Raw genomic sequence first — 14,061 nt, 5'->3', positions numbered from 1 at the left:
TATTGTGGTCATCACCCGTTCGTGGTTTTAGTCATTTAAGTGGCCGCAGCAAACTCACGCTGTGGCCGGTTTTAAGTTCTATCTGTTTTTAAGTTCTATATTGAGGGAATAAAAGATGTCATCGACCATCAATGTGTCATCTACCGCACGCCAATCTTACTTACGGCCTGCCCTAGTACTCCTTATTTTGCTGACGCTGATCACCGGCATCGCTTACCCATTACTCACCACAGGGCTGGCAAATATCTTGTTTTCCCACCAAGCCAAGGGATCGCTCGTGATGCTAGACGGTGAAGTGGTCGGTTCGAGTTTGATCGGCCAACACTTTACCCAACCAGGTTATTTTGTTGGCCGCCCATCGGTGACGGCGGATATGCCTTATAATGCACTGGCTTCAGGCGGCAGCAATCTGGCGATTAGCAACCCAGCACTGGATCAGGCTATTCATGAGCGAATTCAGCAACAGCGTAAAGCTAACCCAACGCAAACGGGTCCAGTGCCGGTTGATCTGGTCACCGCTTCTGGCAGTGGCCTAGACCCCAGCATTTCGCTGGAAGCGGCGTATTATCAAGCGCCTCGTATTGCTAACATCCGCCAGATGCCGTTATCTGAGGTCAAGCAATTGATTGATAGCAGCGTAGAGAAAGCCACACCGAATTTCTTCGGCGAATCAGTCGTTAACGTGTTAAACCTGAATATCGCATTGGACGCCCAAAGTCACGTATCAGTACCGGCTACCCCGACCCAACCTTAAGGACACATGATGGTGGATGCAGAACCAACCCGCCCAAATCCCGACAGCTTACTGGCCGTCGCCAATGAAAAGCCCCGTGGTCGGCTGAAAGTTTTTTTCGGCGCTTGTGCTGGGGTGGGTAAAACCTACGCCATGTTGCAAGAAGCTCAACGGCTGCGGGCTCAAGGGCTAGATGTGTTGATTGGGGTCGTCGAAACACATGGACGGAGTGAAACTGCCGCTTTATTGGCGGGGTTAACCTCGCTGCCGCCAAAACGCATCCACCACCGCAACCGTCAGGTCCGTGAGTTCGATCTCGATGCCGCACTGGCACGCCATCCGGCCTTGATCCTCATGGATGAGCTGGCACACAGTAATGCCCCCGGTTCCCGCCATCCCAAACGTTGGCAAGATGTCGAAGAACTGCTTGATGCTGGCATTGATGTGCTAACGACCGTGAATGTGCAGCACTTAGAAAGTCTCAATGATGTGGTGGGCGGCGTAACGGGGATTCGGGTGCGGGAAACCGTCCCCGACCATATGTTTGATGAGGCTACCGAAGTGGTCTTGGTTGACCTGCCTCCGGATGATCTGCGCCAGCGCTTAAATGAAGGGAAAGTCTATATTTCAGGTCAGGCGGAACGCGCCATTGAGCATTTCTTCCGCAAAGGTAACTTAATCGCCCTACGCGAACTGGCTTTGCGCCGCACCGCCGATCGGGTTGATGACCAGATGCGCGCTTTCCGTGACACTCAGGGGCGCGAGCGCGTCTGGCATACTCGTGATGCCATCTTGCTGTGTATCGGTCACAACAGCGGTAATGAAAAACTGGTGCGTACGGCTGCTCGACTGGCTGCCCGATTAGGGTGTGTCTGGCATGCCGTGTATGTGGAAACTCCGCGCTTGCACGGTTTGCCCGAAGCGCGTCGTCGGGCAATATTGCGCACGTTGAAACTGGCGCAAGAATTGGGTGCAGAAACCGCTACGCTGTCTGAACCTCAAGAAGAAAAAGCGGTATTACGCTACGCTCGTGAACATAATTTAGGCAAAATCATTATCGGCCGTCGGGTCGAAAAACAGTGGAAACTGCGCGGCAGTTTTGCCGATCGCCTGGGCAAATTAGGACCCGATCTGGATTTGGTGATTATCGCGTTGGAAGATGATCGTGCCGCCAATGTGACGAAAGAGAACGATTCACGTAGCTTCACGGAAAAGTGGCGGATGCAGTTGCGTGGCTGTGCCGCGGCCATCGGTTTATGCGCGCTGATTACCGTTCTATCGCAATGGTTAATTCCCGGTTTCGATCAAGCCAACTTGGTGATGGTTTACCTGCTTGGCGTGGTCATTATTGCCCTATTCTATGGCCGCTGGCCTTCGGTCTTGGCAGCGGTGATCAATGTCGCCAGTTTCGATCTGTTTTTTGTGCAGCCACACTGGTCTTTGGCGGTCACAGATGTGCAATATCTGGTGACCTTTGGTGTGATGCTGATTGTGGGGATTGTGGTCGGTAATCTCACTGCGGGCGTACGCTATCAAGCCAGAATTGCCCGCTATCGTGAACAACGCGCCCGACATTTATATGAGATGTCACGAGGATTAAACCGCGCCCTCACCCCTGCGGATATTGCCAAAACCAGCCGCCATTTTCTCTCAAGCAGTTTTCAGGCTAAAACGGACTTGTTGCTGCCGCAGGAAGACGGCCGTTTGCTGCAAATCGCCACCGATGAGGGCAGCCCCCTTTCTGTTGACGAGGCCATCGCCCGTTGGAGTTTTGATAAAGGTGCACCTGCTGGTGCAGGGACAGATACCTTACCGGGCGTGCCTTATCAGTTACTGCCGCTGACGGCTGCAAAACAAACTTTTGGTGTGTTGGCGATAGAGCCGGCTAATTTGCGCCAATTGATGGTGCCGGAACAGCAGCGGTTATTGCAAACCTTCACCAGTCTAATCGCCAATGCGTTGGAAAGGCTGCATCTGGCCCGCAGTGCTGAATTGGCTAAGTTGGATGCCGAACGGGAGCAACTGCGTAATTCACTGCTTGCCGCGCTGTCACATGATTTGCGCACCCCACTGACAGTGCTATTCGGGCAGGCAGAAATATTGACGCTGGATCTGGCTGCTGAAGGATCACGTCATGCCCCTCAGGCTAACCAAATCCGTCAACAAGTGCTGAGTACCACTCGGTTGGTCAACAATTTACTGGATATGGCGCGTATTCAATCTGGCGGTTTTAGTCTGCGTAAGGAGTGGCAATCATTAGAAGAAATTGTTGGCAGCGCATTGCATCTGCTGGAAGCCACGCTCAGCCATAACCAAATTCGTGTCGAGTTACCGGATGAAATGGTGCTGATCAATTGTGACGGTAGCTTGCTAGAGCGGGTATTTATCAATTTACTCGAGAACGCTCATAAATATGCAGGTTATGATGCCTTGTTGGGTATTCGAGCGGTCGTCCAAGGCGAATGGCTCAATATCGAAGTTTGGGATAATGGCTCTGGCGTCGCGGTGGGGCAAGAGCAGCTAATTTTTGATAAATTTTCTCGCGGTAACAAAGAGTCAGCGATCCCTGGTGTAGGTTTAGGACTGGCCATTTGCCGTGCCATCATTGATGTACACGGCGGGCGTATTTGGGTTGAGAAAAACGCTGAGGGAGGTGCAAGTTTCCACTTTACCTTGCCGTTGGAAGCCGCACCGGATATTGATGCTGATAATGTTGATATCGAGTACATTGATACAACAAAGAATGAGAAATAAGACAGCCTAATGATGGTAGGCGAAAGGAGCCTATCTCAGTGGGCGTCATTGTTGCCGCCAGTTTGGACACGGACAGCGCGCAAGAACCGGAGCGTACACGAAGTACGTGAGGATTCAGAGCACTGCCCAGGTTCAAAATGGCAAATAAAATAGCCTAATGATGTTAGGCGAAAGGAGTCATTATCACCCCAACTAATATCCTCATCGTTGAAGACGAAAAAGAGATCCGCCGCTTTGTACGTATTGCGTTGGAGAGCGAGGGCTGGCGAGTATTTGAGAGCGATACCCTTCAACGAGGCTTGATTGAAGCAGGTACGCGTAAGCCGGATCTGATCATTTTAGATTTGGGCCTACCCGATGGCGATGGTCTGACTTACATTCAGGATCTTCGTCAGTGGAGCGCCATTCCGATTATCGTGCTATCGGCTCGTAGCAATGAAGAAGACAAGGTATTGGCATTGGATGCGGGTGCGGATGACTATTTGAGTAAACCCTTTGGCATTAGCGAATTATTGGCCCGTGTGCGAGTGGCATTACGCCGTCATAGTAGTGGCAGCCAAGAAACCCCATTGGTCAATTTTGCCGATATCAGCGTGGATTTGATTAACCGCCAAGTCACCCGTTCGGGTGAAAGTTTGCACCTCACCCCCATTGAGTTTCGCTTGCTGTCAGCCTTAATAGCCAATGCTGGCAAAGTCATCACACAACGCCAGTTACTCACCCAAGTCTGGGGGCCAAATTATGTTGAACATAGCCATTATCTGCGCATTTACATGGGCCATTTGCGCCAAAAATTAGAAACGGACCCCACTCGGCCAAAACATTTATTGACTGAAACGGGTGTTGGCTATCGGTTCATTTTTTAATTAGTTAATTAAATATTATATGTGCATTAAATTAGTTATTTTTAAAGTTATAGAAATTAATTTTTTAAATTTTAATAAGCATTCATAATAATAATCCACTCGCCCCCACTGAGAAAAAAGATATTCTTACTAGGATGCTACAGTAAATCGCTAGAGGAATATTATGAAAACCACAGAAAATACAAAAATGACGCTCGTTGAAAAACTAATAAAAGAAAACAACAGAAACATGACAATAACAAGGTCAAATTATCTTTGCCAACTTAATTTATGTGACGATAATGATATGATTATTGGCAGCAACACTAATGATCAATTAGTTGGAGGTAAAGGTAATGATACTATTATTGGAAAAGATGGGGCTGACTCTATTTTGGGTGGAGAAGGTGCTGACATCTTATTAGGGGGAGATCACAAAGATTTTATCGTGGGTAACGCAGGGAATGATTATATTTCTGGCGGTGCAGATAATGACTTTCTGTTTGGTGGTAATGGTAATGACTTAATATTCGGTGGTGATGGCGATGACCTGATAGAGAGTGATAATGAAGAGTACCTCGACAACCCTATAAACAAAACAAACATCGGCAATGATCATGTATTTGCCGGTGAGGGTGACGATACCATAGTTTCAGGAGGAGGGAATGATTTCTTAGACGGTGGTAAAGGAGATGACACCTACCGTTTTTACTTTGGTGATGGTGCCAATATAATAAATGAAGTCGCAGAGAACAATAATACACTTGTCCTCTATGAACATTTTCTTGCCAATTTATCCTTTAGTCGACACGGTTCACACATGTTAATTACCAGTAAGCTAAAGGGTGATGATTTACGTATTTTAGTTAAAGATCAATTAAGTCAAGATGGACCTAGAATTAACTGGTTGGAAACCAAAGCACTCCCTGGCAATGGCCCTGCTAATCTTAGAATAAAGATACCTAATATTTTTGCTGAGCGAACTCAGGACCTCGGTGAAATTGAAGATTATGATATCTCCTTCATGCTCAGACATGAAACTGCATATGGCGTTATCAAAGTCTCATCTATTTTCACGCCTAAAATGGCGACGTTTAACACCGAAAATGATCTTGCTATGCTGACAGAGATGATATCAATGCAAGAAGGCCAAACATTAGAAAGCCATTCAGGCCATAGATTCATCCCCAAAAATGCTGTCAATTTTATTCATTCATTGGCTCAACCATAATATGCCTAATGTATCGTCCAAAATAAGGTAGGCAAAGGGTATCTCAGCGCGTAACATCGTATTTTTATTGTAGAAATGGATTTATCGTGATGAGTACATGGCTAATTTACGCCCTGCTGTCTGCCCTCACCGCCTCTCTGGTCGCCATTTTCGGTAAGATTGGTCTGCAACATTTGGATGCCAATACAGCCACCGCTGTACGTGCTGTGGTCATGGCACTGTTTTTAGTCGGGGTGGTGGTGGTTCAGGGGAAATTTAATCTGGTTGGCGCGGTGCTGGCAGATAAAAAAGCCCTCTTGTTCGTGGTGCTGAGTGGCGTCGCTGGGGCATTATCTTGGCTGTTCTATTTTATGGCCATTAAGAACGGCAATGTTTCGCAGGTTGCGCCGGTTGATAAACTCAGTGTCGTTTTCGCCGTGATCTTGGCCTTTATTCTTTTCGGTGAGAAGATTTCGCTGGTGGCTGGATTGGGCGTCGCCTTGATTACCGCCGGTGCGTTGATGGTGGCATTAGGCTGATTTTCGTGAATTGAACACAATAAAAAAGGCAGCACATAGGCTGCCTTTCAATCGAATGACTATTGCTGATTATTTAGCGCCAGCCAGCACATCACTGACAATATCGACGGCTTCCCGCTCTATCTTTTCGCGATGCTCTGCGCCAAGGAAACTTTCACAGTAAATTTTGTACGCTTCTTCCGTGCCTGACGGACGAGCAGCGAACCAACCGTTATCCGTCATCACCTTCAATCCACCAATTGATGCGCCATTACCTGGTGCGGTGGTTAAACGTGCAGTGATAGGGTCACCCGCCAACATACTCGCGCTCACCATTTCAGGTGACAACTTAGACAAGGCATTTTTCTGCGCCTGCGTTGCTGGAGCCTGAATACGGTTATAACTTGGCGCACCAAAACGTTGCGCTAATTCATCATAATGATGTTGCGGGTTCTTACCGGTCACAGCGGTGATTTCTGCCGCCAACAGACACATGATGATGCCATCTTTGTCGGTAGACCAAGGGGTGCCGTTAAAGCGCAAGAAAGAGGCCCCAGCACTTTCTTCACCACCAAAACCAAAACTCCCATCGTGTAACCCATCGACAAACCATTTGAAGCCAACAGGCACTTCGACCAGCTTACGGCCCAAATCAGCCACCACTCGGTCAATCATCGCACTGGACACCAGCGTTTTACCCACCGCCACATCAGCGCCCCATTGTGGACGATGTTGGAACAGATATTTAATCGATACCGCGAGATAATGATTTGGATTCATCAAGCCGGCTGGGGTCACAATGCCATGACGGTCGTAATCGGGATCGTTGGCGAAGGCTAAATCAAATTTGTCACGTAATGCCAACAGACCTGCCATCGCTGATTCTGACGAGCAATCCATGCGGATCACACCATCGTGATCAAGATGCATAAAACGGAAGGTTTGATCGATAGAATCATTGACTAGCGTTAGGTCCAACTTATAGTGCTCACCAATGCGTTGCCAGTAAGCAATGCCTGAGCCCCCCAAGGGATCAACACCTAACTTCAAGCCTGCACGTTGAATCGCGGGGATATCGACCACATCGACCAACCCTTCAACGTACGGCTGAATCAAATCTTGTTCACGCAGATGGTTACCGCGCCACGCTTTATCCAGCGTCTGACGCTTAACACCATCTAACTTCAGAGCCAACAGCTGATTAGCGCGTTTTTCAATGACGGAGGTCAGATTGGTATCGGCTGGGCCGCCATTCGGTGGATTATATTTGATACCACCATCTTCAGGCGGATTGTGGGACGGAGTGATAACAATGCCGTCCGCTAAGGTATTACCTTTAACGTTATGGCACAAAATGGCATGCGAAATAGCGGGCGTAGGGGTGAAACCGTTGTCTTGCTGCACGACAACATCGACACCGTTTGCCGTCAGCACTTCCAATACCGAAATAAACGCCGGTTCAGACAATGCGTGGGTATCTTTACCCACATAACACGGGCCCGTAATGCCGTGTTGGTGACGAACTTCGGCTATTGCCTGTGCGATAGCCAGAATGTGTGCTTCATTAAAACTGTGGCGTACTGCGCTACCACGATGCCCAGACGTTCCAAACTTGACGGCATGGGCTGGGTTTTCTGCATCTGGCTGCAACACATAGTATTGCGAGGTCAACTGAGCAACATTAATCAAATCGCTTTGCTGAGCCGCTTGCCCAGCACGAGGGTGGTTAGCCACAATCACTACTCCCTATATACCCGTTATCTTTCAAAGTGCAGAATAGGTTAGCCGCAATCATTCACAGCCCGTCTGTATATTGAAATCTATCAGGTATAGTTTCAACGAAATTAGATAGTTCCACACACTTTATCAGCCAAATCTTGTGGGAACTGCATAGCCAACATGATGTGTTGCACCATGCTGCGTTTACGCTCGGTATTGGTATTGGTGATTACCCAGTATGGTGTACCAGGAACATGTTTGGGTTTGGTATGCGTCCCATTTTGCAATAATGTTTGCTGATCACCGGCAAAATAAACCCGAGTACGGCCATGTAATGATTCCGTCGCCTCAGCAAATGCCTGAGCATCTAGGGTATAGAGTGTTGATAGCACTAGCATAAAGCGGTTAACCGCTCGGCTTTGCTCGGCATACTCATCGGACAGCAGTAATTCGCGCACAGCACGAACCCGATCCCGTGGTGCTGGTGCGACTGCCACTTTCACCCCATCGTGGCTAGCCGTTGAGCTAGCAACCGGCTGGCCGGCAGTAAACTTCAGCATACGTCGCAAAATATCAGACGCGCTCTCACCAATGTGTTGCGTGTGACTGGCAATATAGCGATAAAGCTCTTCGTCGAGTTCAATAGTTTTCATCATTATCCAGTACAGTTTTCAACTTTCTTATGCATATCGAGGGATTATAAAGTTAAAGCGCGCTGACGAGTACCTTTATCATGGCTTTAGCGGGATAATAATCCGTACCTCCCGCCATCACTCAAGACGCCACCTGTTCTGCCCAATATCGATCTGATAAAACATCACTTGATAAATCATGATCTGATAAACAGTGACCTGATAAAACGCCTGCGCAGCATACCTTCGCTTAATCATGATACCCTAACCAGAATATCTCTTAGCATGAACTTCGCCATGAAATTAAACTTCCGCTTACAAAACGCACTTTCTTCCACGCCATCGTTGCCCATTATTTTGATCCATGGATTATTTGGTAACTTAGATAATCTGGGAGTCCTAGCCCGCGATCTACAAAAAGACCATAACGTGATCGCGGTTGATTTGCGCGACCACGGCTTATCGCCCCGTTCTCCACAAGTGAATTACGCGGATATGGCGCAAGACCTGCTGGAATTAATGGATCAGCTCGCGATAGAGAAAGCCATTATTATCGGCCATTCGATGGGGGGGAAAGTGGCCATGGCATTGACAGCCATTGCACCAGACCGCATTGAGAAAGTGGTCGCGATTGATGTGGCCCCAGTTAATTATCAAGTACGCCGCCATGACCAAATATTTACCGCGCTCAATGCAGTCAGTGCCGCAGGGATCACTCAGCGACAGGAAGCGGCCCAATTGATGCGCGAATCCATAAAGGAAGAAGGTGTGATTCAGTTCTTGCTGAAGTCATTCCAAAACGGCGAATGGCGCTTTAATGTGCCAGCACTGTGGGACCAATACGAGAATATTGTCGGCTGGCAGCCCATTCCTCCTTGGCCCCACCCTATCTTGTTTATTCGTGGTGAGTTATCACCCTATATTCAGGATTCACATCGCGATGAAATTGCCCGCCAGTTCCCACAAGCTCGTGCCCATGTCGTCTCTGGAACCGGTCATTGGGTACATGCTGAAAAACCGGATTCAGTCTTACGGGCTATCCATCGCTTCATAGATGAAGACCTGACAAGTGTGAAAACGAGCTGAATAAAAAAAATACAGCGTGCCACTGTTGTTGATTAAAAAGTATACCTTGGGGAAAAGAAATGTATTTCCTGTGGAAAAATTGTGCAGAAAAGAACGAATTAGCTCAATCTAATCACAGTAAAGCATTGTCGTTGCTCGGTTGGCTGGGGTATTATTGCGCGCTATAAATTTGCTGCGCCGTTTGGTAGCAAATGCAAATTCAGGCTGTTGCTTCATACCCAGTTAATGGGCAATTGGCGTTGCCGCCAGTGAGCGAGTCCCGCAAACAACGCAACAACGTCTAATGAGTGGGGCATCAATCTGAAACGTGTAAACCGAATCATCTGGAAAGGCTACATGACGCTTTCTGATGTCAATCCCTTGTAGTACCGCTACCTATGGCAAAAGAACAAACGGACCGCACGACGCTGGATCTGTTCGCAGATGAACGTCGCCCAGGGCGGCCGAAAACCAACCCATTATCTCGTGATGAACAGCTTAGAATTAATAAGCGAAATCAACTACAGCGCGATAAAGTACGTGGCTTACGCCGCGTGGAATTGAAGATTAATGCTGACGCCGTCGATGTGCTCAACAGCCTTGCTGAGCAACGTAACATCAGCCGCAGTGAACTGATTGAACAAATGTTGCTTGCTCAATTAGCCCACGATCAAGACAGGTTTTAATCCTCTCGATGACCACGATGGCGTGGCGTAATCCTTTGCGCCACGCCGCCATTTATTGCTTTCTTACCTACTGATGCCCAATGTATTGAACCCAATCTATGCCCACACAGTTGAAGCCATAGAGGCGTTCGCGGTTCTCCCTCGCTCCCGCCCCCTAAAACACTAACAGTATTTGGCTGCTATTTAACTAGAACGTTTCCCAATTGGCATTACTGTCCACTTTAACGGCGACAGGGGCGACTTTTAGCGGATTCGTTCGCACTTTCACTACCGGTTTTTCCCGCTCATCATCTGAGCGCAGTTTAAATACCGCGACAGCACGGTTTAATTGCGTCGCCTGCTCTTCCAATGAGGCTGCAGCACGAGACGCTTCTTGCACCAACGCGGCATTTTGCTGGGTCACGCTATCCATTTCAGCGACCGCCTGCCCGACTTGGCTGATACCTTTACTTTGTTCATCAGAAGCCGAGGCAATCTCACCCATTAAATCAGTGACATTCGTGATGGCGCGGACAATTTCATCCATGGTCGTGCCAGCACTCTCCACCAACGCCGAACCGCTTTTGACTCGGTTAACGGATTCGGTAATTAAGCCATCTATCTCTTTCGCCGCTTGCGCACTGCGCTGCGCGAGGTTACGCACTTCACTGGCAACCACCGCAAAACCACGTCCTTGCTCACCCGCTCTGGCAGCTTCAACCGCCGCATTCAACGCCAAAATGTTGGTTTGGAAAGCAATACTGTTAATCACCGTCGTGATATCCGCAATTTTGCGGGAACTGGCCGAGATATCATCCATGGTGTGAATGACGTCAGCCACCAACGCGCCGCCTTTTTTTGCCGTGGTGGAGGCATTCGCCGCCAGTTGGCTGGCATGATGTGCATTATCCGCATTGTGTTTCACTGTGGCGGTTAACTGCTCCATACTGGCTGCTGTCTCTTCCAGCGCAGCGGCCTGCTGTTCGGTGCGAGAGGATAAATCAGTATTGCCGGCAGAGATTTCAGCCGCACCATGATAAATCCCATCGGTACTGCTACGAATAGCCTCAACGGTATTGACCAAACTGGTTTGCACGTCACGCAACAGCGGGAATAGCTGCCCAACACAGTTACGGCCAAAGTCAGCAATAGGCTGCCCTAACTGACCAGAGGCAATAACCCGAAAATGCTCACGTATATCATCCAGCGGGCGGACTAAGTTCACTAATAAATAGCGGTCAGTCGCCAGTAAAATCACTAACCCTGCCACCAAGGCCGAGATAAGTGTGATGCTGCTGATTTTTGTGAGCTGCGAGAATTGCTCTTTTGCTACGCCAATGGCTTTCGAGGCTGCCTGATTAAAATTCTCGGCAACGGTGCCATATTGGCGGCTCAATACGGGGACTGTTTTTTTCGCTAACTCTTGATAAACCGCCGTATTATTATCCATCGCAGCTTGATAAAGCGGTGTCACTCCCTGCTCAATCAATCCGCTCCATCCCTCTATCACCCCTGCGACTAACACAGGATCAATCTGCGCATGGTCGATGATTTTAAATTCTGCGAGTTTCTTCTTCAAATTCTCCAAGGCGACATTCGACGATTTAAGTTCTTTATCTGCATCCGCCATATTGCCGCTTTGACGATAATCGACAGAACGCGCCAAACGCGTCACCATACGGAAATATTGATCTGTCCCCTGATTAACTAAATTCATGTTTTCAACCAAGACACTGTTCGCATTCGACGATTGCGTCAGTTGGTTCAGTGATAGCAACGTATAGGCAGAAACGCCGCCCCAAAGCAGGCAAAAGGCGCCAAGCACCCAAAGTAACGCTGCTCTGATGGTAATATTTTTTAAAAACTGCATGTTCGTTCCCCTTATAAATCGGATGATGACCGATAGAGACTCTGGTGTAATTTGATGACCGAAAAGCAATAAAGGACGTTCCATACAGCTAACGACAACTCCTTCCCCGGCAAATTTTTACCTGCCGGTTTCCCCTGGCACCGCAATTTGCAACCTTTCGGTTACATAACGATTATCGGCAAGAGGGTTATAAGATTGAGCAACTCACAAAAATTTAATATCGCATGAACTTGATACTGCTCTGACGGGGTTTTCTGGCATTATGCCACCCTATGAAATGTGTTATATTATTCGGCAGAAACCGCGATAATCTGCATAACCAATTGAATTTATAAGGTATTAAGTTATATGGCAACTGTAGGCATTTTCTTTGGCAGCGATACTGGCAATACCGAAAACATTGCCAAGATGATCCAAAAGCAACTGGGCAAAGAGGTTGCTGAGGTTCACGACATTGCCAAAAGCAGCAAAGAAGACTTAGAAGCCTTCGATATCCTGCTGATCGGTATCCCAACTTGGTATTACGGCGAAGCGCAGTGTGACTGGGATGATTTCTTCCCGACACTGGAAGAGATCGATTTCAACGGTAAGCTGGTTGCCTTGTTTGGTTGTGGCGATCAAGAAGACTACGCTGAGTATTTCTGTGATGCGATGGGGACAGTCCGTGACATCATCGAACCACGGGGCGCAGCGATTGTCGGCCACTGGCCAACGGCAGGCTACCACTTTGAAGCTTCTAAAGGCTTGGCTGATGACGATCACTTTATTGGTTTGGCTATCGATGAAGATCGTCAACCGGAACTGACGAACGAACGTGTTGATGCTTGGGTCAAACAAATCAGTGAAGAGATGAATTTGTCAGAAATCACGGGTTAATTCGCCCTCACGGAAGCGCTTTGGCATGTGTCACATCGCCTAGCGTTTCCGTTGTCTTTCATCCCTTTCTCAACGCTCTGTTAAGTCACCCACAAATCCGCATCTTCATTCATGAGAAATAAAAATTTACCGCTACAAATTTGTAACGTTATCCGTTGCGTAAATAGTCTAAAATGATGCTATATCCCCATTCATCAATACACTGCATGATTAATCTTACAAAGTGTGCAATTATATCTTTGTTAACAACCACGGTTTTCATTTGGGGCTAGCAGTTCTATAATGAGACGCAATTGTAATTATTGCGCCACGGATGTCATAGGCTGAACAGCCTTAATTTGAATCGATAGTAACAGGACTGAATCCGCATGACTGACAACAACAAAGCCTTAAAAAACGCTGGCCTTAAAGTAACACTGCCCCGGCTGAAGATTCTGGAAGTGTTGCAAGATCCAGCATGCCATCATGTCAGCGCGGAAGATCTTTATAAAAAGCTGATTGATATCGGTGAGGAAATTGGCCTCGCGACGGTTTACCGCGTACTGAACCAGTTTGATGATGCCGGTATTGTGACCCGCCACAATTTCGAGGGTGGCAAATCAGTCTTTGAATTGACGCAGCAGCACCACCACGATCACCTGATTTGTCTAGATTGTGGCAAAGTGATCGAGTTTAGTAATGAAGCGATTGAAACACTTCAGCGTGAAATTTCTAAGCAACACGGTATTAAGCTCACCAATCACAGCCTGTATTTGTACGGCCACTGTGAAACCGGCGATTGCCGTGAAAATGAGTCTGCGCACGATAAAAGATAACATCATGTTATCGCGTTGATCTTAATAAAGATTTTAAGCACTGAATGATATTAAGTTTATTTCACTCAGATAGCGTTAGTGAATGAGTGGGTTAACATAACCCTCAGCAAAATGGCCACCTTTCCCGAACGGTTAACTCAGTTAATCTTGGTCAGGGTTCAGGTGGTCATTCTTATTTATACCCCTTCCCTCTTTCTCTTGCGTAACCTCTTTGTTGCCGGTTTTGTCATCTCGCACTTCTTTATCATCACCTATTTATCATCGCTTACTGCTTTACGGGTCTCCCCATTTTTGACAAAAAAAACCCCGGCAAGCCGGGGGAAAACCATCAACTCAACTTCACTTAAATTTGTTTACTG

12 protein-coding genes are annotated in these 14,061 nt (G+C 47.7%); 9 read left to right on the top strand and 3 right to left on the bottom strand.

The annotated features are described in order from the left end of the window. The first annotated feature begins 115 nt into the window (after positions 1-115). The 5 genes from kdpC to BN68_RS00830 all read left to right on the top strand — a co-directional run bounded on the left by kdpC (position 116) and on the right by BN68_RS00830 (position 6,081). A complete protein-coding gene (gene kdpC / locus BN68_RS00850; RefSeq protein WP_019209260.1) occupies positions 116-754 on the top strand; it encodes a potassium-transporting ATPase subunit KdpC in 639 nt (212 codons plus the stop codon). A gap of 9 nt (positions 755-763) precedes the next feature. After that, positions 764-3,487, top strand: a complete 2,724-nt coding sequence (gene kdpD, locus BN68_RS00845) for a two-component system sensor histidine kinase KdpD (protein WP_019209259.1) — start codon at positions 764-766, stop codon at positions 3,485-3,487. A gap of 182 nt (positions 3,488-3,669) precedes the next feature. After that, positions 3,670-4,353: a two-component system response regulator KdpE gene (gene kdpE / locus BN68_RS00840; protein WP_145513518.1), complete on the top strand. Its 684-nt coding sequence runs from the start codon at positions 3,670-3,672 to the stop codon at positions 4,351-4,353. 163 nt (positions 4,354-4,516) lie between these two features. Continuing rightward, a complete protein-coding gene (locus tag BN68_RS22860; protein ID WP_019209257.1) occupies positions 4,517-5,563 on the top strand; it encodes a calcium-binding protein in 1,047 nt (348 codons plus the stop codon). 89 nt (positions 5,564-5,652) lie between these two features. Next, positions 5,653-6,081, top strand: a complete 429-nt coding sequence (locus BN68_RS00830) for an EamA family transporter (RefSeq protein WP_019209256.1) — start codon at positions 5,653-5,655, stop codon at positions 6,079-6,081. Positions 6,082-6,150: 69 nt separating this feature from the next. Here BN68_RS00830 and pgm read toward each other — a convergent pair whose 3' ends face one another. Both pgm and seqA read right to left on the bottom strand, forming a co-directional pair. After that, the gene (gene pgm, locus BN68_RS00825) at positions 6,151-7,794 is read right to left on the bottom strand and encodes a phosphoglucomutase (alpha-D-glucose-1,6-bisphosphate-dependent) (RefSeq protein ID WP_019209255.1); all 1,644 of its coding nucleotides are present in this window, start codon (positions 7,792-7,794) and stop codon (positions 6,151-6,153) included. Between the two features lie 110 nt (positions 7,795-7,904). Next, entirely contained in the window at positions 7,905-8,432 is a 528-nt protein-coding gene (gene seqA, locus BN68_RS00820; protein WP_019209254.1) for a replication initiation negative regulator SeqA, read from the bottom strand. 276 nt (positions 8,433-8,708) lie between these two features. On the opposite strand from seqA, the gene ybfF reads away from it, so the two are divergent. Beyond that, positions 8,709-9,497: an esterase gene (gene ybfF / locus BN68_RS00815; RefSeq protein ID WP_042806351.1), complete on the top strand. Its 789-nt coding sequence runs from the start codon at positions 8,709-8,711 to the stop codon at positions 9,495-9,497. Positions 9,498-9,874: 377 nt separating this feature from the next. After that, positions 9,875-10,162, top strand: coding sequence for a LexA regulated protein (ybfE, locus tag BN68_RS00810; RefSeq protein WP_019209251.1), 288 nt, complete (start codon positions 9,875-9,877; stop codon positions 10,160-10,162). Positions 10,163-10,349: 187 nt separating this feature from the next. On the opposite strand, the gene BN68_RS00805 is transcribed toward ybfE, so the two are convergent. Beyond that, a complete protein-coding gene (locus BN68_RS00805; RefSeq protein WP_019209250.1) occupies positions 10,350-12,011 on the bottom strand; it encodes a methyl-accepting chemotaxis protein in 1,662 nt (553 codons plus the stop codon). Between the two features lie 348 nt (positions 12,012-12,359). Here BN68_RS00805 and fldA point away from each other — a divergent pair, with 348 nt between their 5' ends. Together fldA and fur are read left to right on the top strand one after the other, a co-directional pair. Then, the gene (gene fldA / locus BN68_RS00800) at positions 12,360-12,887 is read left to right on the top strand and encodes a flavodoxin FldA (RefSeq protein WP_004875620.1); all 528 of its coding nucleotides are present in this window, start codon (positions 12,360-12,362) and stop codon (positions 12,885-12,887) included. A 368-nt stretch (positions 12,888-13,255) separates the two neighbouring features. Then, positions 13,256-13,702, top strand: a complete 447-nt coding sequence (fur, locus tag BN68_RS00795) for a ferric iron uptake transcriptional regulator (protein WP_019209249.1) — start codon at positions 13,256-13,258, stop codon at positions 13,700-13,702. The last annotated feature ends 359 nt before the right edge of the window (positions 13,703-14,061 follow it).

This window comes from Yersinia massiliensis CCUG 53443 (assembly GCF_000312485.1).
Taxonomy (GTDB): Bacteria; Pseudomonadota; Gammaproteobacteria; order Enterobacterales; family Enterobacteriaceae; genus Yersinia; species Yersinia massiliensis.
This window is presented reverse-complemented; position numbering and strand designations above follow the sequence as displayed.

Coding starts and splice junctions, on each gene's coding strand:
- kdpC (WP_019209260.1), top strand. CDS start 116: ATGTCATCGACCATCAATGTGTCATCTACCGCACGCCAATCTTACTTA.
- kdpD (WP_019209259.1), top strand. CDS start 764: ATGGTGGATGCAGAACCAACCCGCCCAAATCCCGACAGCTTACTGGCC.
- BN68_RS22860 (WP_019209257.1), top strand. CDS start 4,517: ATGAAAACCACAGAAAATACAAAAATGACGCTCGTTGAAAAACTAATA.
- BN68_RS00830 (WP_019209256.1), top strand. CDS start 5,653: ATGAGTACATGGCTAATTTACGCCCTGCTGTCTGCCCTCACCGCCTCT.
- seqA (WP_019209254.1), bottom strand. CDS start 8,432: ATGAAAACTATTGAACTCGACGAAGAGCTTTATCGCTATATTGCCAGT.
- ybfF (WP_042806351.1), top strand. CDS start 8,709: ATGAAATTAAACTTCCGCTTACAAAACGCACTTTCTTCCACGCCATCG.
- ybfE (WP_019209251.1), top strand. CDS start 9,875: ATGGCAAAAGAACAAACGGACCGCACGACGCTGGATCTGTTCGCAGAT.
- BN68_RS00805 (WP_019209250.1), bottom strand. CDS start 12,011: ATGCAGTTTTTAAAAAATATTACCATCAGAGCAGCGTTACTTTGGGTG.
- fldA (WP_004875620.1), top strand. CDS start 12,360: ATGGCAACTGTAGGCATTTTCTTTGGCAGCGATACTGGCAATACCGAA.
- fur (WP_019209249.1), top strand. CDS start 13,256: ATGACTGACAACAACAAAGCCTTAAAAAACGCTGGCCTTAAAGTAACA.